The sequence below is a fragment of the Plantactinospora soyae genome (assembly GCF_014874095.1).
GTDB lineage: Bacteria > Actinomycetota > Actinomycetes > Mycobacteriales > Micromonosporaceae > Plantactinospora > Plantactinospora soyae.
Window position 1 is genome coordinate 807,030 of sequence record NZ_JADBEB010000001.1, and the last position, 25,658, is coordinate 832,687.

The 25,658-nt window shown below is 70.8% G+C and carries 26 protein-coding genes; 3 read left to right on the plus strand and 23 right to left on the minus strand.

Going from position 1 to position 25,658, the window contains the following annotated elements:
- Positions 1 to 17: 17 nt before the first annotated feature.
- The 12 genes from H4W31_RS03505 to tsaB all read right to left on the minus strand — a co-directional run bounded on the left by H4W31_RS03505 (position 18) and on the right by tsaB (position 10,329).
- On the minus strand, positions 18 to 1,940 hold the full coding sequence (locus H4W31_RS03505) for an ABC transporter transmembrane domain-containing protein (protein WP_192765330.1): 1,923 nt from the start codon (positions 1,938 to 1,940) through the stop codon (positions 18 to 20).
- Complete coding sequence (locus tag H4W31_RS03510) at positions 1,937 to 3,649, minus strand: ABC transporter ATP-binding protein (RefSeq protein ID WP_192765331.1); 1,713 nt, start codon at positions 3,647 to 3,649, stop codon at positions 1,937 to 1,939. Before H4W31_RS03510 ends, H4W31_RS03505 begins: the two co-directional genes overlap by 4 nt.
- Before the next feature lie 167 nt (positions 3,650 to 3,816).
- Positions 3,817 to 4,368 carry a hypothetical protein gene (locus tag H4W31_RS03515; RefSeq protein ID WP_192765332.1) on the minus strand — a complete coding sequence of 184 codons (552 nt, stop codon included), beginning with the start codon at positions 4,366 to 4,368 and terminating at the stop codon, positions 3,817 to 3,819.
- Between the two features lie 116 nt (positions 4,369 to 4,484).
- Positions 4,485 to 5,273: a hypothetical protein gene (locus H4W31_RS03520; protein WP_192765333.1), complete on the minus strand. Its 789-nt coding sequence runs from the start codon at positions 5,271 to 5,273 to the stop codon at positions 4,485 to 4,487.
- On the minus strand, positions 5,270 to 5,602 hold the full coding sequence (locus tag H4W31_RS03525; protein WP_192765334.1) for a hypothetical protein: 333 nt from the start codon (positions 5,600 to 5,602) through the stop codon (positions 5,270 to 5,272). The genes H4W31_RS03520 and H4W31_RS03525 overlap by 4 nt, the downstream gene beginning before the upstream one ends.
- A 55-nt stretch (positions 5,603 to 5,657) precedes the next feature.
- The gene (locus tag H4W31_RS03530; RefSeq protein WP_192765335.1) at positions 5,658 to 6,401 is read right to left on the minus strand and encodes a hypothetical protein; all 744 of its coding nucleotides are present in this window, start codon (positions 6,399 to 6,401) and stop codon (positions 5,658 to 5,660) included.
- A 46-nt stretch (positions 6,402 to 6,447) separates the two neighbouring features.
- On the minus strand, positions 6,448 to 6,984 hold the full coding sequence (locus H4W31_RS03535) for a hypothetical protein (RefSeq protein WP_192765336.1): 537 nt from the start codon (positions 6,982 to 6,984) through the stop codon (positions 6,448 to 6,450).
- 135 nt (positions 6,985 to 7,119) lie between these two features.
- The gene (locus H4W31_RS03540; protein ID WP_192765337.1) at positions 7,120 to 7,740 is read right to left on the minus strand and encodes a hypothetical protein; all 621 of its coding nucleotides are present in this window, start codon (positions 7,738 to 7,740) and stop codon (positions 7,120 to 7,122) included.
- 57 nt (positions 7,741 to 7,797) lie between these two features.
- Positions 7,798 to 8,052, minus strand: coding sequence for a hypothetical protein (locus H4W31_RS03545; protein WP_192771815.1), 255 nt, complete (start codon positions 8,050 to 8,052; stop codon positions 7,798 to 7,800).
- 43 nt (positions 8,053 to 8,095) lie between these two features.
- Positions 8,096 to 9,142: a tRNA (adenosine(37)-N6)-threonylcarbamoyltransferase complex transferase subunit TsaD gene (gene tsaD, locus H4W31_RS03550; RefSeq protein WP_192765338.1), complete on the minus strand. Its 1,047-nt coding sequence runs from the start codon at positions 9,140 to 9,142 to the stop codon at positions 8,096 to 8,098.
- Positions 9,135 to 9,614 carry a ribosomal protein S18-alanine N-acetyltransferase gene (gene rimI, locus H4W31_RS03555; protein ID WP_318783005.1) on the minus strand — a complete coding sequence of 160 codons (480 nt, stop codon included), beginning with the start codon at positions 9,612 to 9,614 and terminating at the stop codon, positions 9,135 to 9,137. Before rimI ends, tsaD begins: the two co-directional genes overlap by 8 nt.
- A 13-nt stretch (positions 9,615 to 9,627) precedes the next feature.
- A complete protein-coding gene (gene tsaB / locus H4W31_RS03560; protein ID WP_192765339.1) occupies positions 9,628 to 10,329 on the minus strand; it encodes a tRNA (adenosine(37)-N6)-threonylcarbamoyltransferase complex dimerization subunit type 1 TsaB in 702 nt (233 codons plus the stop codon).
- A 300-nt stretch (positions 10,330 to 10,629) separates the two neighbouring features.
- Between tsaB and H4W31_RS03565 the strand changes: the two genes are divergently transcribed.
- Positions 10,630 to 11,322, plus strand: a complete 693-nt coding sequence (locus tag H4W31_RS03565; RefSeq protein ID WP_192765340.1) for a GNAT family N-acetyltransferase — start codon at positions 10,630 to 10,632, stop codon at positions 11,320 to 11,322.
- Here H4W31_RS03565 and H4W31_RS03570 read toward each other — a convergent pair.
- From H4W31_RS03570 to glmS, 7 genes are all read right to left on the minus strand, one after another.
- Positions 11,311 to 11,997 (minus strand): uracil-DNA glycosylase, encoded by a 687-nt coding sequence (locus H4W31_RS03570; protein WP_192765341.1) that lies wholly within the window; start codon positions 11,995 to 11,997, stop codon positions 11,311 to 11,313. The two genes, H4W31_RS03565 and H4W31_RS03570, sit on opposite strands and share 12 nt — an antisense overlap.
- Before the next feature lie 142 nt (positions 11,998 to 12,139).
- The gene (gene tsaE, locus H4W31_RS03575) at positions 12,140 to 12,643 is read right to left on the minus strand and encodes a tRNA (adenosine(37)-N6)-threonylcarbamoyltransferase complex ATPase subunit type 1 TsaE (RefSeq protein WP_192765342.1); all 504 of its coding nucleotides are present in this window, start codon (positions 12,641 to 12,643) and stop codon (positions 12,140 to 12,142) included.
- Positions 12,636 to 13,811 (minus strand): alpha/beta fold hydrolase, encoded by a 1,176-nt coding sequence (locus tag H4W31_RS03580; RefSeq protein WP_192765343.1) that lies wholly within the window; start codon positions 13,809 to 13,811, stop codon positions 12,636 to 12,638. The genes tsaE and H4W31_RS03580 overlap by 8 nt, the downstream gene beginning before the upstream one ends.
- Complete coding sequence (gene alr / locus H4W31_RS03585) at positions 13,808 to 14,929, minus strand: alanine racemase (protein WP_192765344.1); 1,122 nt, start codon at positions 14,927 to 14,929, stop codon at positions 13,808 to 13,810. Before alr ends, H4W31_RS03580 begins: the two co-directional genes overlap by 4 nt.
- A gap of 58 nt (positions 14,930 to 14,987) precedes the next feature.
- Positions 14,988 to 16,457, minus strand: coding sequence for an NAD(P)H-hydrate dehydratase (locus H4W31_RS03590; protein ID WP_192765345.1), 1,470 nt, complete (start codon positions 16,455 to 16,457; stop codon positions 14,988 to 14,990).
- 39 nt (positions 16,458 to 16,496) lie between these two features.
- Positions 16,497 to 16,865 carry a holo-ACP synthase gene (locus H4W31_RS03595; protein ID WP_192765346.1) on the minus strand — a complete coding sequence of 123 codons (369 nt, stop codon included), beginning with the start codon at positions 16,863 to 16,865 and terminating at the stop codon, positions 16,497 to 16,499.
- Between the two features lie 28 nt (positions 16,866 to 16,893).
- The gene (glmS, locus tag H4W31_RS03600; protein ID WP_192765347.1) at positions 16,894 to 18,810 is read right to left on the minus strand and encodes a glutamine--fructose-6-phosphate transaminase (isomerizing); all 1,917 of its coding nucleotides are present in this window, start codon (positions 18,808 to 18,810) and stop codon (positions 16,894 to 16,896) included.
- 253 nt (positions 18,811 to 19,063) lie between these two features.
- On the opposite strand from glmS, the gene H4W31_RS03605 reads away from it, so the two are divergent.
- Together H4W31_RS03605 and H4W31_RS03610 are read left to right on the plus strand one after the other, a co-directional pair.
- Positions 19,064 to 20,215 (plus strand): MmpS family transport accessory protein, encoded by a 1,152-nt coding sequence (locus H4W31_RS03605; RefSeq protein WP_192765348.1) that lies wholly within the window; start codon positions 19,064 to 19,066, stop codon positions 20,213 to 20,215.
- 41 nt (positions 20,216 to 20,256) lie between these two features.
- Positions 20,257 to 21,432 carry a pyridoxal phosphate-dependent aminotransferase gene (locus H4W31_RS03610; RefSeq protein WP_192771817.1) on the plus strand — a complete coding sequence of 392 codons (1,176 nt, stop codon included), beginning with the start codon at positions 20,257 to 20,259 and terminating at the stop codon, positions 21,430 to 21,432.
- Between the two features lie 57 nt (positions 21,433 to 21,489).
- Here the strand turns inward: H4W31_RS03610 and glmM are convergent, their stop codons facing one another.
- The 4 genes from glmM to H4W31_RS03630 form a co-directional block, all read right to left on the minus strand.
- Positions 21,490 to 22,848 carry a phosphoglucosamine mutase gene (gene glmM / locus H4W31_RS03615; protein ID WP_192765349.1) on the minus strand — a complete coding sequence of 453 codons (1,359 nt, stop codon included), beginning with the start codon at positions 22,846 to 22,848 and terminating at the stop codon, positions 21,490 to 21,492.
- A 113-nt stretch (positions 22,849 to 22,961) separates the two neighbouring features.
- The gene (gene rpsI, locus H4W31_RS03620) at positions 22,962 to 23,414 is read right to left on the minus strand and encodes a 30S ribosomal protein S9 (protein ID WP_192765350.1); all 453 of its coding nucleotides are present in this window, start codon (positions 23,412 to 23,414) and stop codon (positions 22,962 to 22,964) included.
- 20 nt (positions 23,415 to 23,434) lie between these two features.
- Positions 23,435 to 23,878 carry a 50S ribosomal protein L13 gene (gene rplM, locus H4W31_RS03625; protein ID WP_192765351.1) on the minus strand — a complete coding sequence of 148 codons (444 nt, stop codon included), beginning with the start codon at positions 23,876 to 23,878 and terminating at the stop codon, positions 23,435 to 23,437.
- Positions 23,879 to 24,120: 242 nt separating this feature from the next.
- Positions 24,121 to 25,575, minus strand: coding sequence for a nitrate/nitrite transporter (locus tag H4W31_RS03630; RefSeq protein ID WP_192765352.1), 1,455 nt, complete (start codon positions 25,573 to 25,575; stop codon positions 24,121 to 24,123).
- Positions 25,576 to 25,658 lie beyond the last annotated feature (83 nt).

Here is a 25,658-nt window from a genome sequence, read left to right on the forward strand (position 1 = left end):
GGTCAGTTGGAATCGGGTCAGTCCCCGGCGGGTGATCCGGCTGACCGGTCGCCGTGCCAGGAGCGCCAGAGTGCCGCGTACGAGCCACCGGCCGCGACGAGTTCGGCGTGCGGCCCCAGTTCGGTGATCCGGCCGTCCTCCACCACCGCCACCCGGTCCGCGTCGTGCGCGGAGTGCAGCCGGTGCGCGATCGCGACGACGGTACGGCCCCGCAGCACCGCCGCCAGCGACCGCTCCAGGTGACGGGCGGCCCGTGGATCGAGCAGTGACGTCGCCTCGTCCAGCACCAGCGTGTGCGGATCGCTGAGCACCAGCCGGGCGAGCGCGAGTTGCTGGGCCTGGGCCGCCGAGAGCGGATGCCCGCCGGAGCCGACCGTCGTGTCCAGTCCGTCCGGCAGTTGCTCCGCCCAATCGAGCGCGTCGACGGCGGCGAGCGCGTCGCGTACCCGCTCGTCCGTGGCGTCCGGCCGGGCCATCGTGAGATTGTCGCGGAGCGTACCGAGGAAGACGTGGTGTTCCTGGGTGACCAGCGCGACCTCGGTGCGCAGCTCGGCCAGCGGCAGGTCCGCCAGCGGCACCCCGCCGACGGTGACCGACCCGGCGCCCGGACGGTGGATGCCGGCGAGCAGTCGACCGAGGGTGGACTTGCCCGCCCCGGACGGGCCGACCACGGCCAGCCGTTCCCCCGGCGCCAGCTCCAGCGTGACGCCGTGCAACACGTCCCGCCCCTGCTGGTACGCGTACCGGACGTCGCGGGCGGCCAGCCGCCGTCCTCCCGGCAGTTCTCCGGCCCGCTGTCCTTCCGGCTGCTCTCCGGCCCGCTGTTCCTCCGTCTGTCCTCCGGGCCGCTGTCCTTCCGTCTGTTCTCCGGGCCGCTGTCCTTCCGTCTGTTCTCCGGCTGGCGTCTGCCCGTCGGCTCGGGGCGCCGCCGGACGGGGCGATCCGGCGGCCGGATCGTCGTCGGCGGGCCGGGCCACACCGAGCAGCCGGGCCATCGAGGCCCCGCCGACCTGGAGTTCGTCCAGCCAGGACAGCAACCGGTCGATCGGATCCATCAACTGCTGCACGTAGAGGGTGGCGGCGGTGACCTCACCGAGGGTCGCCCAGCCCTCGATGTAGAACCAGCCGCCGAGGACCAGGGTCGCGACGACCGGCAGGACGTAGCCGGTCTCGGCGATCGGAAAATAGACGGTACGCAGGAACAGCGTGTACCGCTCGGCCTGGTACGACCGGCCGATGTCCCCGTCGGTACGCGCCCGCCGCCGGGCCTGCTGCCGCAGCGCCTCGGTCGTACGGGAACCTTCGACCGTCTCGCTGATCCCGTCGGTGATGTCCGAGTAGGCGGCGTTCTCGGCCAGGTAACCGGGGGTGGCCCGGCGCAGGTACCAGCGGGTGGAGAAGAACAGCACCGGCGCGGCGACCAGACCGGGCAGAATCAGCAGCGGATCGGTCAGCAGCACGGCACCGACGACGAAGAACGCCGTCACCACCGCGATCAGCGTCTCCGGAACGGCGAACCGGACCGTCCGGGACAGCGCCGCCACGTCCCGGGTCGTCCGGGTGAGCAGGTCACCGGTGCCAGCCTTTTCCACGGTGGACAGTGGAAGGGCCAGGATCCGGTCGATGAACTCCTCACGCAACTCGGCGAGTACCCGCTCGCCGAGCCGGGCCGAGGCGAAATGGGCGAACCGCATCAGCACCGCCTGGGCCAGCACGAAGCCGGCGATCGCGAGCGCGATCCTGTCCACGGTGACCGTGCCGACCCCCCGGGAGATCCCCTCGACCAGGTCACCGATCAGCCGTGGCGCCGCCAACCCGGTGACCGCGGCCAGCGCGTGCAGGCCGAGGGCGCCGGCCAGCGCCCGGGGATGCCGACGGATCAGCACCCGCGCGTACTGCCTGACCTGGGCCGCGTCCGCGACCGGCAACGCCGTACTCATGCCTCCCCCTCCTCGGTCCGGGTGACGACGGCGGCGTAGCGCGGCTCGGAGTCGAGCAGTTCGCGGTGCCGGCCCTCGGCGACCGCCTTGCCGTCGGAGACGAAGACCACGTGGTCGGCCTGGTCCAGGACCAGCGGACTGGTGGTGCAGACCAGGGTGGTCCGGCAGCGCCGGGCCGGACCGAGCCGCCCCGCGATCCGCGCCTCGGTGTGCGCGTCCACCGCGCTGGTCGGCTCGACCAGGATCAGGATCTCCGGATCCGCCACCAGCGCCCGGACCAGCCGGAGCCGTTGCTGTTGACCACCGGAGAACTCCCGGCCGCGCTCGGCGACCCGACCGGCCAGGCCACCGGGCAGCGCCTCGACGATGTCGGTGGCGCTGGCCGCGACCAGCGCCGCCTCGATGGACGCGTCGTCGGCCCGGTCGTGCGGGTCCAACTCGGTGCGGAGCGGACCGGAGAAGAGCCGCGCGTCGTTGTCGGCCACCATGATCCGGCGCCGGACCGCTTCCAGCGCCAGCTCCCGCAGCGGTACGCCGTGCAGCGTCGCCTCGCTGTCGACGTACCGGCCGAGTCGGTCGGCGATGGCGACGGCGTCCTCCGGAGCGGCGGCGGCCAGCGCGGTCAGCCTGCCCGGCCGCACCGACAGTCCCGACTCCACGTCGACCAGTTCCCCGGCCCCCTCGGGTACCTGCGCGGGCTGGGTCGGTTCGCTGATCTCCGGCCGCAGATTGAGCATCCCGACCACCCGGCGGGCGGAAACGTGTCCCCGGGTCAGCCGGTCGATCACCTCGGTCAGCATCCGCAACGGGCCGATCAGGAAGACGGTGTAGCCGTAGAACGAGACGAGCTGCCCGACGGTGATCTCGCCACGCAGCGCGAAGCGGGCGCCGAGCCAGGTCACCAGGACGAGGAAGATGCCGGGCATCAGGATCTGGGTGGACTCCAGCAGCGCCTCCACCCTGGCCACCCGTACCCCGCCGTGCCGCAGAGCCTGTGACTCCACCCGGTACCGCGCCGAGAAGACCGCCTCGCCGCCCACCCCGCGCAGCACTCGCAGCCCGGCGACGATGTCACTGGCCCGGGTGGTGAGGGTCGCCTGCTGGTCCCGGTACGTCTCCTGGCGCCGGTGCAGCGGTCGGATCAGCATCGCGACGACGGCCATCAGCACCGGTACGCCGAGCACCACCACCAGACCGAGCGGCACCGAGGTGGTCAGCAGGATCGCGGTGATGGTGAGTACGGCGAACAGCGACCCGGTACCCCGGGAGAGAATGTCGAGCGCCCCGCCGATGTGGTTGATGTCGGCCGTGCCGATGCTGACCACCTCGCCGGTGGCAAGCCGCTTCGGCAGCGTCGCGCCGAGCCGGTTGGCCTGGTCGGCGGTGAGCTGGACGGTCCGGTACGCCCCGGCCAGCCAGTTGAAGCTGGCGAACCGGTGCCGGACGATCCCGACGATCGCCTGGGCGATGCCGAGCGCGAGCAGGAGCAGCCCCCACCGGACCAGCGCGTCGGTGTTCCGGGCGATCAGGCCGGCATCGATCGCCTTGCCGAGCACGGCCGGCATCAGCGCCTGGCCGACGAAACTGACGATGCCCAGCACCATCCCACCGGCGAGGGTCGGCCAGATCCGTGCGGCGAGCCAGAGCAGAAACCTGGTCGCCGAACGCTGGTCCGCCACGCCGGGATCGGGGACAGGTAAGGAGCGCATCCAGACGACGCTATGGGACCAATCGCCACGATCGCCATTGGTTTTCACAGTGCATTTGACTCGGAGTAGCCGGAGTAGCACTTCCCGTGATAGTCCTGTCCTCGCCGTACGCCACAGCCGGCACTCGGTCTGATAGCGGCCGGATGTGATCACCGTCGATGACCGGGTCACTCCTCTTTGCGCTGCTGGACGTCCGCAGCCGCACTGCGCAGCCAGGCCACCGCCTCACCTGCCCCTGGGCAGCGCGCCGTCGACACGGCCTCGGCGAGCAGAAGCAGTTGTTCCGGCGGGAGTTCCATCGCCTCGCCGCTGAGGAACCGTAGTCGCACAGCCGCGCGATCGTCAGACACCAGTAGTGCGGTTACCGGCGGAGCCTTCGCGACCACATCGCTGGCGGGTACCGGGCTGACCTCGCGACGCTGAAGTTGGCGCATCTCGATCGATCGAGCGTCGGCAAGGTCGACCGTACGGGTGCGCAGCCCCCGTACGGTGAGCCGAGTTCCCTGCAACCAGGCAGCCGCCCGGACGATGAACGTAGTCAGCAACACCGTCCCAAGCAGCGTCAGTCCGGCCGCAACTCCGGCCAGCGCCAACGGCAGCAGGCCCCACTCGCTGCCGTCGTCCGCAGGGAAGATCCACAGCGGCAGCTTTCCCAGCCCGAATCCGAGCCCCCCAGCGGCGATCGCGACCACACCACCGAGCAGGAGGGCTTTGACCACCCGGCCCGCCCTGGCTCCATGGAACCCAACCGACAAGCGACACCTGCTTGTCTCAGCCTGTATCGACACATGATCGCAGAGGAACGATTGGTGCGCTCTGTCTGTACGCGAGGCAGTCAGTCTGTGCGTACGGACCAGTTACCCGGGGTTTCCATCGTTGGCCACCCGAAGGTGCCGCCGGGCTGCTCGACCATTCCGGTGTTGTCATTCAACACCTGCGCCAGCGAGGTCATGGTGTTGTCGAACCTCTCGGTGTAGTCCACGAGCGCCACGAGCGCTGCCACGACGAGTCCACCTACAGCAACGACGGTACCGCCTGCCATTGGCGGCGCGGCAGGAGCGCCGATCACCGTTGCAGTGGCTCCGGCCGCAGAGACCATGCCAATTACAAAGGTTGCCACCGCAGCGGCGATGGCTACCCAGAAGGCAACGAGGCCCCAGGCGAGATCGTCCAACGCACTTTGGATCTTCTCGGTGGCTGGGCCGATGGTCTTCAGAGCGTCGGCCTGCGCGAGGGCCGCATCTCGGTACGAGTCAGCGGCGGTACCACCCCAGCGGCCGTCAGCGTCCAGCTCATTCGGGGATACCTTTTGCTGCAGACCACTCACGGGCGCGCCGATCCGGACGTTCCAGTACTCCCCGATGCGCCACAGCGCCGGAGGGAAGCCGGGCTCCTCAACGAGTCGCTGGAGTTCGTCGAATAGGCGGTCCTTCAGCTCAAGAAACCGTTGCCACTCCCTCTCGATAGCCTCCGTCCCGATGCCCAGAGGTAGCCATCGCATCGCGGCGGTTAGTCCGTCCGCCAGCTCCACAGTCAATTGCTGGACTCGTTCCAGCCCTTCGCTGACGTTTTGCTGCGATTGCTCGGCGACCTGCTCCAGCCAACTCGCTCCCGCCGCCGTCATTGCTGATCGCCTGCCCTCTCCATACGGACCGATGCCCCCGAATCGGCTCGATCGTAGTTGTCCAGCACAGCTCGAAGCTTTGTCGCCATCACCGTCATTGTGACCGCGCCCTCGTTCAACACCCGGACGAAGAAGTCCTGTGCCTCGGTATAACGCTGCCCGACGCCCTGCCTGTTCGGTAGGTATCCAAAATGGAACCCCGTGAGGGTCAGCGATGCAGCCTCATGCGCGGCCTTGGTCATAACTTCGGCGGCCTCATACCATGTCGCCGCGTCACTCATGAGCGCCTCGCGCGCCATCTTGATCGTTTCCGCATCTGGCTGGGTCAACTCAGAATCCCCTCTCGACCCTTAGCAAGCGACCGCTCTGGTCACTGCCGGATGATCAACGCGCCATCCCCAAGCGACGCAGCAAGGCCGCCGGATCCGCAGTAAGCTCGCGCAATTCCACGATGGCCGGCAGACCGGCAAGGCTTGCAGCCTCGTCCTCCGTTTCCTGGTCGTACGCGTCCTGGCACGCGGCGAGCACCTCGCTGCCGACAGCCGACCCACTGGGCTGCTCCCGTAGCCACCGTTGGCTAATTTCAACCTCGGCGATTTGGCCACGCTTCACTGCAACGGTCGCCCGATTATCTCGGCCTCGGCCTACCACCTGCTGGCCGCCCCGGGCTTCCAATCGATGGCGATAGCCGTCCACCTCTGACAGCGCCGCCCTCGTGACCTCGGACGTCCGCAGCAACACCTCGGCCCGACTCTCTCTGCTAGCAGACTCCGCGGAGCGAAGATGGTTCGATCCGTCATTGCCTCGCTGCTGGTCCATCGAACTCTGCCAATCTGTCGGCGGATCCCCGCCCTCACGCTCGGCGACGCGCTCCGACCAAATTTTAAGTCGATCGGCAGCAGCCTGATTCGCGGCATCGAGAACAGCTACCGACAACTGCTCTGGTCCGATCTCCTGCCACCACATGCGACCGATGTCGACCTGCCGCACCTGCCCAGCATCGTCCAATTCAACCCGCACGGATCCGGATCCATCCGTGCCGACACCGGTCACGCCTGACTGGTCCATCTGCCAAGCGAGTCGCTCGGCGGCCTTCTGAAGCAAGATGAGGCCGCGTTCGATGTCCACAAGTCCCCCATGAAGTCTGGTCTGCGGTACCGATAAACAGAGGATTTCAACGAGGCCATGCCGCCATCGCTCGAAGCCAGGCAATGGTCTCCGCCCCGCCCGGACAGCGCGCAACCGACAGCGCGTTGGCCAGTAGGGACAGCTGCTCCGGGGGCAGCAGCACCCGATCACGACTTGCCAAGCGAAGCCGTACCTGGGGGCCATCGGAGGTCACGACGAGCAATGGAACCGCCGGAGATGGTCCCGCCGCACCCGCTGACGCCGGAACAGCCAGCTGCTCGGCGGTTGATTGGAGCAAGACCGACCGGGCAGCAGCAAGGTCCACCGTATGGACCCGCCGATCCCGGATGATCAGCCGGGTACCTTCCAGCCAGGCCGCCTGGAACAAGCTTCGGATCCGCCGTGGAATCCAGAACCCCATCAGCCCGGCAAGGACCCAAGCCAGCACAATCGACAGGAACAAAGGCGCTCCCCCCGAAGCAGAGTCCCCTCCCATCACCTGCACCGCCAACTTTCCGAGGGCTCGCCCACCCCAGACGGCGGCAACCACGACCAACCCGGCGCCCAGCAGCACGATCACCACTCTGCCGGCGAAGCCCCTCTGGTATCCGACCGATAATCGATATCGATGCCCTGCTGTCTGCACCGGGCCATGATGGCAGACCGGGGCGACACGTGGGGTGGTCATGATTACGACAGAGGGTCAAATTTTCGAAGGTTAACCTGCCTGGCGGGACAGCACACCTGCCGCTGTGCCCCGAAGCCAGTGCACCACCTCGGCCGCGCCCGGGCAGCGTGCGGCCGACAACGCGTCGGCAATCGCCAGCAATTGGTGCGCGGGTAACTGCACCCGCTCGCGGCTGGCCAGCCGGAGCCGTACGGTTCCACTCTCAGCAGTCACGACCAGCACGGCCACCGACGCCCCCGGACCCGTCAGCACTCCGACAGGTGCCGGCGCACGCAGTCTCTCGGTGGTCGGTTGCAGCCCCACCAGCCTGGCTGCCGCCAGGTCAACGGTGCGTCGTCGGAGCCTCCGCACAGTCAGCCAGGTGCCATCCAGCCAGGCAGCCTGCCGCATGGCTGCGGCGAACGCCAGCACCATGTAGAGCGTTGCTGATAGCAGTCCCAACGCCGCGCCGACGAACGGCAGGTAGGCGAACACCGCTGGAGCTGCTGGAGCGGCCGCGACGGCGTACAGCGCCAGCATCCCGAGGGCGTATCCCCCACACATGGCGCCTACCAGGAGGAAAAGGCCAATGAACAGCAGGCCGACCAGCCGAGCCGTAAGGCTGGTCTCGAATCCGACTGACAGGTGATATCGACGCATCCCACTTTGCACCCGGCCATGATGGCAGACCGGGCCGACACGTAGGGTGGTCGAGGATGCGACAGAGGGTCAGCGGTCGACCTGGGTGAAGTCCCATACGTGCGGGGTCCGGGCGAGCATCCGGGCCGGCGGATCGGGCAAGGAGACCGGGTCGCCACGCCACTTGGAGATGACCACGAGCCGGTTGTCGGTCGAGGAGAAGACCTCGCTGGAGATGTGCAGCGGATTGTGCTCCAGATCGGGCAGTGCCGTGTCACAGACCCACGAGATGAGGTCGGCGAACCCGGCCCGCTCGGCGCGTACTTCCCACATCCGTACGATCACGTCGGTCACCACTCCTCCCGCCGCCCCCGATGCCGCCGGAACACTACACGCTGACGATCGTGAGCGGCATCGCGGAATCGGCGGGCAGGTCCAGCCGACTCGGTGCCACTCCGGCGGCGACCAGGTGCGAGCCGAGTGCGGCGACCATCGCCCCGTTGTCAGTGCAGAGTTTCGGACGGGGCACCCGGACCCGGATGCCGTACTTCGCCGCCCGCTGCTCGGCCAGCACCCGTAGGCGGGAGTTCGCCGCCACGCCGCCGCCGAGTACCAGCGTATCGACGCCACGGTCCCGGCAGGCCGCGATGGCCTTGCTGGTCAGCACGTCGCAGACCGCCTCCTGGAACGACGCGGCCACGTCCGGCACCGGCACCGGTTCGCCGGCGCGTTGCTTCGCCTCCACCCACCTCGCCACCGCAGTTTTGAGACCGGAGAAGGAGAAGTCGAACCGGTGCGCGGCGAGGTCCTTCGGCGCGGTCAGGCCGCGCGGGAACGGGATGGCGTCCGCCGTACCGGCCCGCGCCTCCCGGTCGATCGGCGGCCCGCCCGGGAAGGGCAGCCCGAGCAGCCGGGCCACCTTGTCGAACGCCTCGCCGGCCGCGTCGTCGATGGTGGCACCCAGCGGGGTGACCCCGGTGGCGAGATTGTCCACCAGCAGCAGCGAGGAGTGCCCGCCGGAGACCAGCAGCGCGATCGCCGGCTCGGGCAGCGGCCCGTGCTCCAGGGTGTCCACCGCGACGTGCGCGGCGAGATGGTTCACTCCGTAGACCGGCTTGTCGGCGGCCAGCGCGTACCCCTTGGCGGCGGCCACTCCGACCAGCAGCGCGCCGGCCAGGCCGGGGCCGGCGGTCACCGCGATCGCGTCGATGTCGGCCAGGGTCACCCCCGCGTCGTCGAGCGCGCGGCGCATGGTCGGCACGATGGCTTCCAGGTGGGCCCGGCTGGCCACCTCCGGCACCACCCCGCCGAACCGGGCGTGTTCCTCCACACTGGACGCGATGGCGTCGGCGAGCAGGGTGTGTCCCCGGACGATCCCGACACCGGTCTCGTCGCAGGACGTCTCGATCCCGAGGATCAGCGGTTCGTCAGCCATCTCTCGCCTGCTCGCTCTCTCTCGCCAGCTCCACGTCGGCCTGCATCACCAGCGCGTCGGTGTTGCTCGGTTGGTAGTAGCCCCGGCGTACGCCGATCGGCTCGAAGCCGTACGCGGCGTAGAGGCGCTGGGCCGGAGCGTTGTCGACCGCCACCTCCAGCAGGACGTTCCGGACCTTGCGTCGGGTAGCCTCGGCCAGCAACGCGGTCAGCAGCGTCCGGCCGATCCCGGCGCGCTGGGCGTCGCGACGTACCGCCACGTTCTGCACCCAGGCCTCGTCCGGCGGCGCGACGGCGAGTCCCGCGTACCCGATCAGCGCGTCGGTGGAGTCCAGCGCCGCCAGGTAGTAGTGCCCGTTCGCCAGCTCGCTCCAGAACATCCCGGCCGACCACCGCTCGGCGCCGAACAGGTCCTCCTCGATCGGCAGCGCCTCGGAGATGTGCCACCAGCGGAACGGACTCAGCCTGGTCACTTCAGACGTGTCCTCACTGCAGGACCGGCTTTCGACCGGCCGCCGCCACGGCGTCGGGCCGACGCAGGTAGAGCGGCGTCAGGTGGTCACCGGGGGCGCCGTCCCGGACCCGGTCGGCCGCCAGCTCCGCCAGGGCGTACGGCGGGGGGTAGTCCAGCCCGGCCCGTGGCGGCAGTCCGAGGATGTCGGCGTACCGCTGCGCCCCCTCGCCCACCGCGACCCGGACGGCCAGCTCCCGAGCCCGTTGCGCGACGGCCGCCGGGGCGTCGACCGACGGGCCGACCAACCGCTCCCCGGTCAGGTCGTAGACCGCCCAGTAGATCTCCCGACGCCGGGCGTCGGTCGCCACCAGCACCGGCCCGATCTCCGGCGCCGCGTCCGAGCGCGGATGGGTGGCGGCGTGCCCGATGGCGTCCAGCGAGCCGACGCCGTACGTCGGAATGCCCAGCACCTGTCCCATGCTCGCCGCGGTGACCAGGCCGACCCGCAGCCCGGTGAAGGGTCCGGGTCCGAGCCCGACGACGACGGCGGTCAGGTCGGCCGGTCGGGCCCCGGCCTCGGCGAGCACCTCGGCGACCTGGGGTGCGAGCAGTTCGCCGTGGGCCCGCGCGTCGACGACGCTGCGCTGGGCGCGCGGCAGGACGGCGTCGGCGGTGATCTCCGCCAGGGCCGCGGTCACCGCCGGGGTCGACGAGTCCAGCACGAGTACGAGCACATAGGCACCCTAACCGGGCGACTGCCAACGCCCGGCACGACCCGGCTCGGCGTGACCCGGGCCCCCCGGTCCCCCGGCTGCGATGAACGTGGCCTGACCTGGCCACCGGCCCGTATTTATCTGGTCCTCACCACGATGGCGTCAGCGGCGGTGGCCCAGTGAGAAAAGATATGCTTTGCGGGGCATATATTCCACCGAGTCATCTTCATGACTCGGTGGCATCGCACCGGTCGGACCGGCCTGACCCGACATGCGGCAAATCGGATCGCGCCGCTGGCAGCACCATGCGATCGTGGCCGGATGCCCCAACCGATCTTGCGCACCGACCGTCTGCTGCTGGTCCCACTTGCCGACGGACACCTCGAGCTGGAAGTTCAGCTCGACTCCGATCCGGAGGTGCTTCGTTACATCAGCGGCAGGGCGCGATCCAGGGACGAAGTGGTCAAATCCCATTCGCGGAGGATGGCCCTGGCACGCAAGGTCGACGGCCTGGGCTTTTGGATGGCGTTCGGGTCTGATGGCGGCGCACGTGGCTCGACGCCGCCGGCACGTGAGGACGACGGCGATTTCATCGGGCTTCTGATGCTCCCACCGGCGCACGGCCCCGACCAGCCTGACGACCCCACCGTCACAGACCTGGGCTACCGCCTCGTCCGTCGGTACTGGCGGAAGGGCCTGGCCAGCGAGGCATCCAGTGCCCTGCTGCGGCATGCCTTCGACACCGTCGGGCAGAACCGGGTCATCGCGCAGACCATGGCGGTGAACACCGGGTCCCGCGGCGTGATGGAGGCCATCGGCATGCGGTACGTACGCACATATTTCCCTCCCTTCGATGATCCGCTGCCGGGAGCGGAGCTGGGCGAGGTCGAATACGAGATGACCCGCGAGATGTGGGCGTTGCCGCTCGCGCCGGCGGCGCAACCGGTCGGCAGTTGCCGGCTCGGACACCTCGACCAGCGCGAGCGGGAATCGGGGACGGACTCAGCCGGCTGACAGGTCCCAGTCGACGGTGGGCCGGCCGGTGTCGGCGAGCGCCTTGTTGCAGGCGCTGAAGGGGCGGCTGCCGAGGAAGCCACGCGGATTCATCGGGCTCGGGTGGCCGGCCTCCAGCACCACGTGCGCCGGATTCGTCACCAACGCGGCCTTCTTGCGGGCGTACCCGCCCCAGAGCAGGAAGACCACCCGCTCGGGTCGGGCGTCCAGTGCCTTGATCGTCGCGTCGGTGAAGGCCTCCCAGCCCTTGTTGGCGTGCGAGTTGGGGGTGGCCTGCCGGACGGTCAGCACCGCGTTCAGCAACAGCACACCCTGGTTCGCCCAGCGGGTCAGGTTGCCCTTGCGCGACACCGGTACGCCCAGGTCCTCGGCCAGCTCCTTGTAGACGTTACGCAGCGACGGCGGTACGGAGACGCCGTCCCGGACGCTGAAGCTGAGCCCGTGCGCCTGCCCCGCCTTGTGGTAGGGATCCTGACCGAGGATCAGCACCCGGGTGTCCTCGGGCGCGCACAGCCGGTAGGCCGAGAACAGGTCCTCCACCGGCGGGAAGACGGTCTGCGTCGCGTACTCCCCGGCGACGAACTCGCCCAGCGCCGCCGTGCCGGCCGGGTCGAGGTGCGGCTCCAGCGCCGCCTGCCAGGCCGGGGGCAGCAGGGCCGGAAGATCCAAAGTCATCGGTAACCTCTCGGATTCCACGATCGTTTCCCGCACTCTAGAAGCCCGGTACGACACGGCAGGAGTCCGGTACGGCGACACGGCAGATGACCGCTACGACGGCACGACAGATGACCGTTACGACGGCCCGGCCGAAGTCCGGTCAGCGCAGTCCGGTGAGCCGGTCGGCCCAGTCGCCACCGACCGGAACCAGCTCGATCGTCCGGGTGTCGTCGTCATGCCGGTCGATGCACACCCGCAGGTGGGCGTCGACCAGGTGCTCGACCATGCCCTCGCCCCACTCGACCACGGTGACGGCGTCGTCGACCGAGGCGTCCAGATCGAGATCGTCGATCTCGGCCCGGGGATCGACGGCGTCCCCCAGCCGGTACGCGTCGGCGTGCACCAGCGCCACCCGGCCGCCCCGGGCCGGATCGGGCCGGTGCACCCGGGCGATCACGAACGTCGGCGAGGTGATGTCGCCCAGCACCCGCAGGCCGGCCGCGATCCCCTGCACCAGGGCGGTCTTGCCGGCGCCCAGCGGTCCGGTGAGCACCAGCAGGTCCCCGGGATGCAGCAGCCCGCCGAGCCGGCGGCCGAAGTCCCGGGTGTCGGCCACGGTCGGCAGCTCGCGGACCAGGTCCGTTCCGCGCACCGTGTCACTCATCCGAGGCACCCCGATCCTTCTTCCATCCGGGCAGCCGGTCGAGGAAGTCCAGCAGCGCCTCGTTGACCTCGTCGGCGTGCTCCAGCATCACCACGTGCCCGCTGTCCGGGATCTTGACGTACTCGGCCTCCGGAAGCCAGCGGACGATCTCCTCGGAGTGGGTTACCGGTGTGATCATGTCGCGTTCGCCGACCATGACCAGGGTGGGCGTGTTCCGCAGTGCGGCCAGGGCCGGATAGCGGGCGTGCGTGTAGATCGTCCGCAGGTAACGTGCCACGGTCTCGGTCGAGGTACGCGAGTTCATCTTCTCCACGTAGGAGACCAGGGCCGGGCTGGGTGTGGAGGTGCCGAAGCCGTACCGCCGGGTGAGCAGCCAGGCGAGGTTCGCCGAGGCCCGTCGGGCCCGGTCGATCACCGTGCCGGTGAGCCGGGTGGCGTTGTCGACCACGGGCAGCAGCGGCGTACCGGCTTTGGCGATGATCGCCGGCAGGCCGAACTTGGTCTCCGCGACCAGACCGCCCGAGGTGGCCATCAGCACGGTTCCGACCACCCGCTTGTCGTACAGCTCCGGATACCGCTCGGCGAACGCCATGATCGTCATCCCGCCCATGGAGTGCCCGATCAGCACCAGCGGTCCGGTCGGTGCCGTCCGGTCGATCACCGAACGGAGCGTGTCGCCGAGCGCCCGGAGCTGGTACTCGCCCGACTCCAGCCGGCCGGACCGACCGTGTCCGGGCTGGTCGTAGAAGACCATCCGGTCCTCGCCCCGCTCGGTGAGCACCCTGCGCTGGAAGTGGAACGTGCCCATGTCGAGGCAGAAGCCGTGCACGAAGACCAGCGTCGGCCGGTCCGGCCCGGACACCGGCCCGACCAGCTCCACGTGGATGTCGGTGCCGTCCGGCGTCTCGATCTCGTACGACTCGTCGTACGGCAGCGCGCCGAACGCCTCGGTCGCGTACCGGTCGCCGGGTGCCGACTTGGAGCGGCGTACCACGGCCCGTTCGGCGGCGACCCCGGCCGCGATCCCGGCCGCCGCGACCCCCGCCGCCGCGCCGAGGATGCCGGCGACCCGGAACAGCCCCGTCCGGGTCGCCGTGCGCCGGGTGGGCTGCCGCTGTGCCGGTATCCGGGGTGCCGGTAACTTCCGGTTTCTGGGCCGACCGGTCATCGGGACTCCTGCCCGTCGTACACCCGGGGCACCCGGACCCCGCCGAACCTGGTGACGATCTCGTAGTTGATGGTGCCGATCGCCTCGGCCCAGTCGTCGGCGGTCGGTTCCCCGTTCGCGCCGCTGCCGAAGAGCGTCGCCACGTCTCCCGGGGCCACCGGGTCGTCGCCGCAGTCGAGCACGATCTGGTCCATGCAGACCCGGCCGGCGACCGTGCGTACCCGGCCGGCGAGCTGGACCGGGCCGACGTTGGAGGCGTGCCGGGGCACCCCGTCGGCATAACCCAGCGGTACGACGGCAAGCGTCGTCTCCCGCTCCGTGTGGTACGTGTGCCCGTAGGAGACACCCGTGCCGGCCGGCACCCGCTTGGTCAGCGTCACCCGGGCCCGGGCCGTCATCGCGGGGCGCAGCCCGAACTGTTCGCCCGGCACCGGGGACAGCCCGTAGAGCGCGATCCCCGGCCGGACCAGGTCGAAGTGGGTGTCGGGGCGGGTCAGCGTCGCCGCCGAGTTCGCCAGGTGTCGGTACCGGGGCCGCAGTCCGGCCCGCTCGGCCAGGGCGAGCCCCTCGTGGAAGACCGCCAGCTGCCGGTCGATGGTGGCGTGGCCGGGCGCGTCCGCGTACACCAGGTGGCTCCACACCCCGACCACCTCGACCACACCGTCGGCCTGTGCCTTCGCGGCGGCGTCGAGCAGCTCGGGCCAGTCGTCGAGGGTCGCGCCGCCCCGGGACAGGCCGGTATCGATCTTGAGGTGCGTCCGGGCCGGCCGACCGGCCCGCTCGGCGGCGGCGGTCAGCTCGGCGAGCTGGCCGAGGCTCGCCGCCGCCAGGTCCACCCCGGCCGCCACCCCGTCGTGCAGCGGCAGCCCGGGGGCGAGCAGCCAGGCCAGCACCGGCGCGGTGATGCCCTCCCGGCGCAGCGTCAACGCCTCGTCGAGGGTGCACACGCCGAGCCAGTCCGCGCCGGCATCGAGCGCGGCCCGGGCGGCGGGCAGCATGCCGTGGCCGTACCCGTCGCCCTTCACCACCGCCATCAGCTCGGCGGTCGTCCTGGCCCGGAGCCGGGACACGTTGTCGCGGATCGCGTCAAGGTCGACGCGTACCTCGGCCTGCCACATGCGCTCCAGCCTACTGTCCGGTAGATCGATTCGGTTCCGGTTGGTTCCGGGTAGCGGCTCACCGGGGCAGCGCGGCGACCACCGGGCGCAGCGCGGCGGCCACGTCGGCGGCGGTCACCGGGCCGTGCCGGGCCGCCTCCCGCCCGGCCAGCCCGTGCAGGTACGCGGCGGTGATCGCCGCCCGGTCGGCGCGCAGGCCACCGGCGAGCAGGGAGCCGAGCAACCCGGCCAGCACGTCTCCGGTGCCGCCGGTGGCCAGTGCAGGGGTGCCGGTCGGGTTCGCCACCGCCCGCCCGTCCGGGGTGGCGATCACGGTCCGGTCCCCCTTGAGCAGGACCACCGCGTTCATCCAGGCGGCCAGCCGCAGCGCCGCCCCGACCCGGTCGGCACCGGGTGGCTCGCCACAGAGCCGGGCGTACTCCCGGTCGTGCGGGGTCACCACGATCGGCGCGTCCCGGTCCCGCAGCCGGTCGGCCATCGACCCGTCCACCAGCAGGGTGAGCGCGTCCGCGTCCAGCACCACCGGGACCGGCGCGGCGAGTACGCAGCGCAGTTCAGTGGCGGCGGAGTCGCCGGTGCCCAATCCCGAACCGCAGACCCAGGCCTGCACCCGGCCCGCCTCGGTGACCCGTTCGGTGGCGATCACCGACGGGTACCTGCGCAGCACCTCGACCTTGGCGCCGCCCGCGTACCGGACCATGCCGGTCGGGCCGGCGACCGCGCCGCCGACCGACAACACCCCCGCACCCGGGTACGTCGCCGAACCGGTGGCCAGACCCACCACGCCCCGGCTGTACTTCTCCTCCTCGGGCCCGAGCCGGGGCCACCAGCGGCGTACGTCCGACGCCTCGCTGACCCGTACCGCCGGATCGGCGCGCAGCCACGGCTCCAGCCCGATGTCGACCAGTTCGACCCGGCCGGCGCGGGCGGCGGCCGGCCCGACCACCAGCGCCGGCTTCAGGCAGCCGAAGGTGACGGTCAGGTCGGCCGTCACCGTGCTCGGCCCGCCGACCGACCGGGGTACGTCACCGGTGTCCACCTCGACCCCGCTCGGTACGTCGACCGCGACCACCGGCGGTCGCTCCCCGGACCGGGTACGCAGCTCGGACAGCGCCGCCACCAGCCGGGCCGCCGGTTCACGCAGCCCGCCGGAGCCACCGATCCCGACGATGCCGTCCAGCACCACGTCGGCCCGGTCCGGCAGTTCCGCCACGACCCGCCCGCCGGCCGAGCGCAGCGCGGCCAGCCCCTCGGGGTGCACCTGGTCCGGTGTCAGCAGCAGGGCGGTGACGGCGGCACCCCGACCGGCCAGCCGGACACCGGCGTAGAGCGTGTCGCCGCCGTTGTTGCCGGCGCCGACGAGCAGCAGCACCCGGGCGCCGTAGACGCCGCCCCGGTCGGCGAGCAGCCGCGCGCAGTGCCCGGCCAGTCCACCGGCCGCCCGCTGCATCAGGGTGCCCGACGGGAGCGTCGCCAGCAGTCCGTCCTCGGCCGCCCGTACGTCGGCGACCCGCCACGCGGACCTCATCGCCGCGCCACCCCTTCGCTCATCGCCACGCCACCACTGTCATTGCTCGGCCACCACCATCGCCGACGCGATGCCGCCGTCGTGGGACAGCGACAGGTGCCAGCGTTGCACGCCGCGCTCGGTGGCGGCGGCGGCGACCGTACCGGAGACCGTCAACCACGGCCGGCCGTCGGGATCGGAGACGACCTCGCAGTCGTGCCAGCGCAGGCCGGCCGGCGCACCGAGGGCCTTGGCCACCGCCTCCTTCGCGGCGAACCGGGCGGCGAGCGACTCGGGCGAGCGGGGATTGCCGGATACCGTACAGCGCTCTGCCTCGGTGAACAGCCGATCGGCCAGCAACGGTGTGCGCGCGAGCGCCCGGGCGAACCGATCGACCAGTACCACGTCGATCCCGACTGCGACGATCACCGCCTCACCCTACCGGCGGCGCGGGAACTCACTCCACCGTCACCGACTTGGCCAGGTTGCGCGGCTGGTCGACGTCGTGCCCCCGGGCGGCGGCGATCTCGCAGGCGAGCACCTGCAACGGAACCGTGGTCAGCAGCGGCGCCAACAGGGTCGGCGTACGCGGCACGTAGATCAGGTGGTCGGCGTACGGCGTCACCGCCGTGTCGCCCTCCTCGGCGATCACGATGGTCCGGGCGCCCCGGGCCCGGATCTCCTGGATGTTCGACACGATCTTGTCGTGCAGCATTCCCCGGCCGGCCGGGGAGGGCACCACGCAGACCACCGGGGTGCCCTGGTCGATCAGCGCGATCGGCCCGTGCTTCAACTCGCCCGCCGCGAACCCCTCGGCGTGCATGTAGGCCAGCTCCTTGAGCTTGAGCGCGCCCTCCAGGGCGACCGGGAAGCCCACGTGCCGGCCGATGAAGAGCACCGTCGGCGCCGTCTTGATATCCCGGGCCAGTTCCCGGACCGGCTCGATGCCGGCGAGCAGTTCCCGCAGCTTGTCGGGCATCTCCTGGAGCTGGGCGACCACCGCGGCCACCTCGTCGGCGTACTTGATGCCGCGCACCTGGGCCAGGTGCAGGCCGATCAGGTAGCAGGCCACCAACTGGGTGAGGAACGCCTTGGTCGAGGCGACCGCGACCTCCGGCCCGCCGTGGGTGTAGAGCACCGCGTCGGACTCGCGCGGGATGGTGGAGCCGTTGGTGTTGCAGATCGCCAGCACCCGGGCCTTCTGCTCCTTCGCGTGCCGCAGCGCCATCAGGGTGTCCATGGTCTCGCCCGACTGGGAGATCGCCACCACCAGCGTCGACCGGTCGAGGACCGGGTCGCGGTAGCGGAACTCACTGGCCAGCTCGACCTCGCAGGGGATCCGGGTCCAGTGCTCGATGGCGTACTTCGCCACCATCCCGGCGTGGTACGCGGTGCCGCAGGCGACGATGAAGATCTTGTCGACGTCGCGCAGGTCCTGGTCGGTCAGGCGGACCTCGTCGAGGGCGATCTCGCCGTTCTCGGTGAGCCGGCCGAGCAGGGTGTCGGCGATCGCCTGCGGCTGCTCGGCGATCTCCTTCAGCATGAAGTAGTCGTAGCCGCCCTTCTCTGCGGCGGAGGCGTCCCAGTCGATGTGGAAGTCCTTGCCGCTCGCCGGCGCCCCGGTGAAGTCGGTGATCTCGATGTCGTCCGCGGTGATCAGTACGACCTGGTCCTGGCCCAGCTCGACCGCTTCCCGGGTGTGCTCGATGAACGCGGAGACGTCGCTGGCCAGGTAGTTCTCCCCGACCCCCCGGCCGACCACCAGTGGCGAGTTGCGCCGGGCACCGACCACCGCGCCGGGGATCCCGGCGTCCACGGCGAGCAGGGTGAACGCGCCCTCCAGCCGCTGGCAGACCTGCCGCATGGCGACCGCGAGCAGCCTCGGCCCGTCGGGCTCACCGGCGGTGCGGAGCCGGGCCAGCTCACCGGCGAGCAGGTGCGCGGCGCACTCGGTGTCGGTGTCGCTGGTGAACTCGACGCCCTCGGCCTCCAGCTCGGCCCGGAGCCTCGCGAAGTTCTCGATGATCCCGTTGTGGATCACCGCCACCCGCCCGTCCCGCGCCTTGTGCGGATGGGCGTTGCGGTCGGTGGGCCCGCCGTGGGTCGCCCATCGGGTGTGGCCGATCCCGGTGGTGCCGACCCCGATGCCGGGCGCGGTCGTGCCGTCGCCGCAGGCCGGGTCCGCCGCCGACCGCTCGGCCAACACCTTTTCCAGGTTGGCCAGCTTGCCGGCCTTCTTCTCGGTCAGCAGCTCGCCCTCGCAGACGACCGCCACGCCGGCCGAGTCGTAGCCGCGGTACTCCAGCCGCCGCAACCCGTCCAGCACGATGCCCAGCGCCGGCCTGGCGCCGGCGTAACCCACGATTCCGCACATGGCCCGCAGCCTAACCTAAGTTCGCTCATATCGCGTGCTCGAAACATGGTCGTTCGATCACTCTGTCTGCTCGGTACGGTGATCCGCCGGATCAACCGGACAAGCCGTCGGTTGAACGCCCTGCCTACTCTTCACCGGTACATCGCGACCAGCGGGGACGCGGTACCGTGACTGGCGCATTCGCCGCCATCGCCCCCGGCACCACCTCCGCCGCCGCGCCCCCCGCTGTCCGCCATAACTGGAGCCAGACCCGATGACCGACTCGCCGCCCCCCTCGTCGTACGACCCGAACGATCCCACTTCGGAGTACGAGCCGCCGACGACGAAGTACGGCCCGCCGCAGCCTCCGCCGGCCGCGCCGTCGGAGCCCGAGGAGGATCCGCCGACGGCGAAGTTCGCCCCGCAGCCGTCCACCTACGGACAACCAGCACAACCGGCACAACCGGCGACGTACGGCCAACCGGCGCAGCCGGCCCAGCCGGGCAGCTACGGCCAACCGCCCCAGCCCACCCCGTACGGGCAGCAGCCGACGTCAGGCCCCGGTTGGGGGCAGCCGCAGCAACCCGCCTACGGCCAGCCGCCACAGCAGCCCGGCTACGGCCAGCCCCCGCAGCAGCCCGGCTACGGCCAGCAGCCGCCGTACGGCCAGCCGCCACAGCAGCCCGGGTACGGCCAGCCGCCGCAGCAGCCCTACGGTGCCGGTCAGGCGTACCCGCCGCAGTCCGCTCCTCCGGCCACGCCTTACCCGACCAGCGGGGCGCCGAACCAGCAGGACGGCGGTTACGGGGTCTATCCGCCGCAGTCCGGCCCGCCCGGCCCCGACCCGTACGGCGCCACCCCCGGCTATCCGGGCTACCAGCCGGGGCAGCCGGGCGCTCCCGGTGGGCCGTTCCCGCCGGCACCGCCCAAGAAGAGCAACAAGACGATGATCATCGTAATCGTCGCGGTCGGGGTGGTCCTGGTCCTCGGCGCCTGCGTCGGGCTCTGCCTCGGCCCGTTCGCGGCGATGGACCGGCTCCAGAACAGCGTGGAGGACAGCCAGGGCTTCGACCCGCCGGAGATCACCTCGGTGCCGGAGCCGACCCGGGCGGGCAGCGGCAGCGGCACCTCCGGTAACTCCGGCAGCGGCCAGTCGGTGGTCTACGAGGTGACCGGCAGCGGACGCGCCGCACTGTCGTACACCGACCAGTCCGGCAAGCCCACCCACGCCACCTCGGTCGACCTGCCCTGGCGGAAGGAGGTCAGGATTCCGGCGGACCTGCCCAAGATCGTGACCGCGATCCGGACCGGCGGGGGCTCCGGCGACATCGCCTGCAAGGTCACGGTCGACGGCCAACAGGCCGCCACCAAGACCGGCAGCGGCGATTTCGCGGCCGTCACCTGCTCCGAGTTCAGCACGGGCTGAGCCGGGGCGGAACGCCTAGGGTGACGGGGGTGACGACGACGATGGACCCCGATCCCCTGGTACGCCGGATGCGCCCGTTCGGTACCACCATCTTCGCGGAGATGTCGGCGCTGGCGGTGCGCACCGGTGCGGTCAACCTCGGCCAGGGCTTCCCGGACACCGACGGTCCGGCCGAGATGCTGGCCGCGGCGGTCGACGCGCTGCGCGGCGGTCAGAACCAGTACCCGCCCGGCCCCGGTATCCCCGCCCTGCGCGCGGCGGTCGCCGCCCACCAGCGCCGGTTCTGGGACCTGGAGTACGACCCGGACGGCGAGGTGCTGGTCACGGCCGGGGCGACCGAGGCGATCGCCGCCGCGATCCTCGGACTCTGCGAGCCGGGCGACGAGGTGGTCTGCTTCGAGCCCTACTACGACTCGTACGCGGCGTCGATCGCGCTGGCCGGCGCGGTCCGCCGGCCGGTGACGCTCCGCCCGACCGACAACGGCCGGTACGCGTTCGACCCGGCGGAGCTGCGGGCCGCGTTCGGCCCCCGTACCCGGCTGGTCCTGCTCAACTCGCCGCACAATCCGACCGGCAAGGTCTTCGACGCCGCCGAACTCGCGCTGATCGCCGAACTCTGCCAGGAGTACGACACCTACGCGGTCACCGACGAGGTGTACGAGCACCTGGTCTTCACCGACGCCGACTCCGGGCACGTCCCGCTGGCCGGCCTGCCCGGCATGTGGGAACGCACCCTGCGGGTGTCCTCGGCCGGCAAGACGTTCTCCTGCACCGGCTGGAAGATCGGCTGGGCCAGTGGGCCGGCCCGACTGGTCGCCGCGACGATGCGGGTCAAGCAGTTCCTGACCTTCGTGAACGGGGCGCCGCTGCAACCGGCGGTCGCGGTGGCGCTGGCCCTGCCGGACAGCTACTACGACGGGTACCGGGCCGATCTCCAGACCCGGCGGGACCAGCTCGTCGGCGGGCTGACCGAGGCCGGTTTCGGGGTGCTGTCCCCCGAGGGCACCTACTTCGTCACGGCCGACATCACCGCACTGGGCGGTCGGGACGGCATGGAGTTCTGCCGCGCCCTACCGGAGCGCTGCGGCGTGGTGGCCGTACCCACGCAGGTGTTCTACGACGATGCCGAGGCGGGACGACGGCTGGTCCGGTTCGCGTTCTGCAAGCGCCCGGAGGTCCTGGCCGAGGCCGTCACCCGACTGCGGGCGCTGACCTAGGCCCCGCCACCGGAACCGGCAGCGCCGGCTCAGGCCGGAACGGGACTGGGCGCCGGCTCAGGCCGGAACGGGACTGGCGTTGCGTACCTCGACCGCGATCCGCTCCGCCACGTCCTGGGCCACCCGCACCGTCGGCGCCTCGACCATCACCCGGACCAGCGGTTCGGTGCCGGACGGCCGGAGCAGTACCCGCCCCGTCTCGCCCAGTTCCGCCTCGGCGCGCTCGACCGCACCGAGCACCGCCGGCGCTCCGGCCCCGACGGTACGGTCGGCGACGGGGACGTTGATCAGCACCTGCGGCAGCTTGGTCACCACTGCGGCCAGCTCGGCCAGGCTGCGACCGGTGGCGGCCACCCGGGACATCAGGTGCAGGCCGGTGAGGATCCCGTCGCCGGTCGTGGCGTACGCGGGCAGCACCACGTGCCCGCTCTGCTCGCCGCCGAGCGCGTACCCGGAGGCCCGCAGCTCCTCCAGGACGTACCGGTCGCCGACCTTGGTCTCGATGAGCCGGATGCCCTCGGCCGACATGGCGAGCCGAAGACCCAGGTTGCTCATCACGGTCGCGACCAGGGTGTCCTGGGTCAGGGTCCCGGCGTCCCGCATGGCCAGGGCCAGGATCGCCATGATCTGGTCCCCGTCCACCTCGGTGCCGTCGGCGGCGACCGCGACGCACCGGTCGGCGTCGCCGTCGTGCGCGATGCCCAGGTCCGCACCGTGCTCCAGCACCGCGGCCTGGAGCGCGTCGAGGTGGTTCGACCCGCACTCGTCGTTGATGTTGAGGCCGTCCGGCTCGGCGTGGATCGAGATGACCTCGGCGCCCGCCTCCTGGTACGCGACCGGGGCGACCTCCGCGGCCGCGCCGTTCGCGCAGTCGACGACGATCTTCAACCCGTCGAGCCGGTGCGGAACCGTGCCGACCAGGTGCTGCACGTAGTGTTCGGCGCCGTCGAGCAGGTCGTGGACCCGACCGACCCCGGCACCGGTCGGGCGCTGCCAACCGGCCGCGCCGTTCGCCTCGACGGCGGCCTCGATCCGCATCTCGACCTCGTCGGGCAGCTTGTGACCGCCGGCCGCGAAGAGTTTGATCCCGTTGTCCGGCATCGGGTTGTGCGAGGCGGAGAGCATCACCCCGAAGTCGGCCTTGGCCTCGCCGACCAGGTACGCCACTCCCGGCGTCGGAAGCACCCCGACCCGGATCACGTTGGCGCCCGCGCTGGTCAACCCGGCCACCACCGCAGCCTCCAGCATCTCGCCGCTGGCCCGGGTGTCCCGGCCCACCACGGCGAGCGGCGGATGACTCCGGTCCTGCTCGGCGAGGGTCTGCGCGGCCGCCACCGCGACCGCGAGTGTCAACTCGGGGGTGAGGTCAGCGTTCGCGCGTCCGCGTACACCGTCAGTGCCGAACAGCCGCCCCATGCGCGAAACCTCCGGAGAGCGCACCGATGGAAAACAGAATGGCCGGAGAGCGCCACCGCGTGAGGGGGCGGTTTCCGGCCATTCCAATCAGACGTACAAGATGTGGTCGCTGGTCAGCGCTTGGAGTACTGCGGCGCCTTGCGAGCCTTCTTGAGACCGTACTTCTTGCTTTCAATCTCCCGCGCGTCCCGGGTGAGGAAGCCGGCCTTCTTCAGCGCCGGACGGTCGTCCGGGTCGCTCACGATCAGCGCGCGGGCGATGCCCAGCCGCAGCCCGCCGGCCTGACCGGTGGTGCCGCCGCCGCGCAGGTTGGCGATGATGTCGAACGCCTCGGGCTTCTCGGCGGTCACCAGCGGTTCCTTGATCATCTGCTGGTGCACCTTGCTGGGGAAGTACGCCTCCAGCTCGCGACCGTTGCAGGTGATCTTGCCAGTGCCGGGAACGATCCGGACCCGGACGATGGCCCGCTTGCGGCGGCCAACGGTCTGGATCGCGCGGTCGCCGCGGGGAGCCCGGACCACCGGGGCGGGCGCCGGAGCCTCGGCGGTCTCGATGGTGTCGGTCATGCTGCTTCCTTCGTCCGCGCTCACTGCGCGATCTGCTTGATCTCGAACGGCACCGGCTGCTGCGCGGCGTGCGGGTGCTCGGCACCGGCGTAGACCTTCAGCTTCTTGATCAGCTTACGGCCGAGCTTGTTGTGCGGGAGCATGCCCTTGACGGCCAACTCGATGGCGCGGTCGGGGCGCGAGTTCAGCAGGTCGTCGTAACGAACCTGCTTCAGGCCACCCGGGTAGCCGGAGTGCCGGTAGGCGATCTTGGTCTGGCGCTTGTTGCCGGTCAACGCCACCTTGCCCGCGTTCACGATGACGACGAAGTCACCGGTGTCGACGTGCGGCGCGAAAGTCGGCTTGTGCTTGCCCCGCAGCAGCGTGGCGGCGTGGGTGGCCAGGCGGCCCAGCACGACGTCTGACGCGTCGATGACGTGCCACTGACGCTCGATTTCACCCGGCTTCGGGCTGTACGTACGCACAGGTCTACCTTGTCTCGTCGTCGGTCTGGGGTCGCGCACCGGTCACCAGGCACGCACAAACGACCAAGCGTACCTGAGCGGCACGCCTTCGGCTGTCACGTGAAAAAACTTGGTTGTCACACAACAGCAGGCAACGATACCCGCTCCCCGGCTCCGGGGTCAAAACGGCACTCCCCCACGCTGCCACCAGGCGTTAGCAGGGGACCCTTCTTCTACAGAAAACGATAATAGGGGGCCCTTCCTTACACCCCGGCGAGGCGGTGCTTCGACGGGCGCCGGTAGACCACCCAGGTGACCGTCAGGCAGATGGCGTACCAGGCGATGAAGGCGAGATAGGCGGCGTCGGCGCTCTGGTAGGTCAGGAACGACTGCCGGAAGGCGATGTTGACCAGGACCCCGCCGAACGCGCCGACCGCGCCGGCGATGCCGATCAGGGCTCCGGAGAGCCGCCGGGCCCGCCGCTCCGCGGCCACGGCGTCGAGCTGCCCGGCGCTCACCGCCAGCGTCGCCCTGGCCCGGAAGATCGCCGGGATCATCTTGTACGTCGATCCGTTGCCGATGCCGGAGAAGACGAAGAGCCCGATGAACCCGATCAGGTACAGCGGCAGCGAGTGCTCCCCGGAGGCGAAGTACACCAGCCCGGCGCCGGCCGCCATCGCCGCGAAGTTCACCAGGGTCACCAGGGAGCCGCCGAACCGGTCGGCCAGCCAGCCCCCGACCGGCCGGATCAGCGAGCCGACCAGCGGCCCGAGGAAGGTCAGGTAGGCCGCGTCGATCGGCGTGGCGAACTGCTCCTTGAACTGCACCTGGAGCACCTGGCCGAAGGCGAAGCCGAAGCCGATGAACGAGCCGAAGGTGCCGATGTAGAGCAGGGACATGATCCAGGTGTGCGGCTCACGGGCCGCCTCCCGGATCGCACCCTTGGAGTTCCGGGCGCCCCGGATGTTGTCCATGTACCGGGCCGAGGCGAGCGCGGCGAGCACGATCAACGGAAGGTAGACGGCCGGAACCAGGCGCGGGTACGCCGCACCCGCCGTCGCCAGCACCGCCAGCCCGACGAGCTGCACGGCGGCGACCCCGATGTTGCCGCCACCGGCGTTCAGCCCGAGCGCCCAGCCCTTGAGCCGCTGCGGATAGAAGAGGTTGATGTTCGCCATCGACGAGGCGAAGTTGCCGCCGCCGACCCCGGCGAGGCAGGCGAGCACCATCAACGTGCCGTACGACACCCCGGGCTCGATCAGGATCGCCATCGGGACCGCCGGCAGGAGCAGCAGGAGTGCGCTGACGATGGTCCAGTTCCGCCCGCCGAACCTCGCCACCGCGAGGGTGTACGGCAGCCGCAGCACCGACCCGAGCGCCGTCGGTACGGCGGTCAGCAGGAACTTCCCGGCCGGATCGATGCCGTACTGCGGACCGAGGAAGAGCACCATCACCGACCAGAGGCTCCATACCGAGAAGCCGATGTGTTCGGAGGCGATCGAGACGATCAGGTTGCGCCGGGCGACCGGGGCACCGGTGGTACGCCAGAAGACCGGGTCCTCCGGGCGCCAGTCGTCGAGTTGGTGCCGGCGGGGCGACCCGGCGGCCCTGGTCGGGGCACCGGGGCCGGCGCCGCTGCCGACCGTCACCGGGGCGGCGGCCGTACGGTCGGTGTCGGGGGCGGCCTTCGTGCCGGTGGGGACGGCGGTACTAGTCATGCCGCCCGAAACTAGGGCCGGCGGGTTTCCCGGCCGTTCGCGCTCGGGGTCGGGCCGGCAACGGACGGCGCACGGCGGGGTCC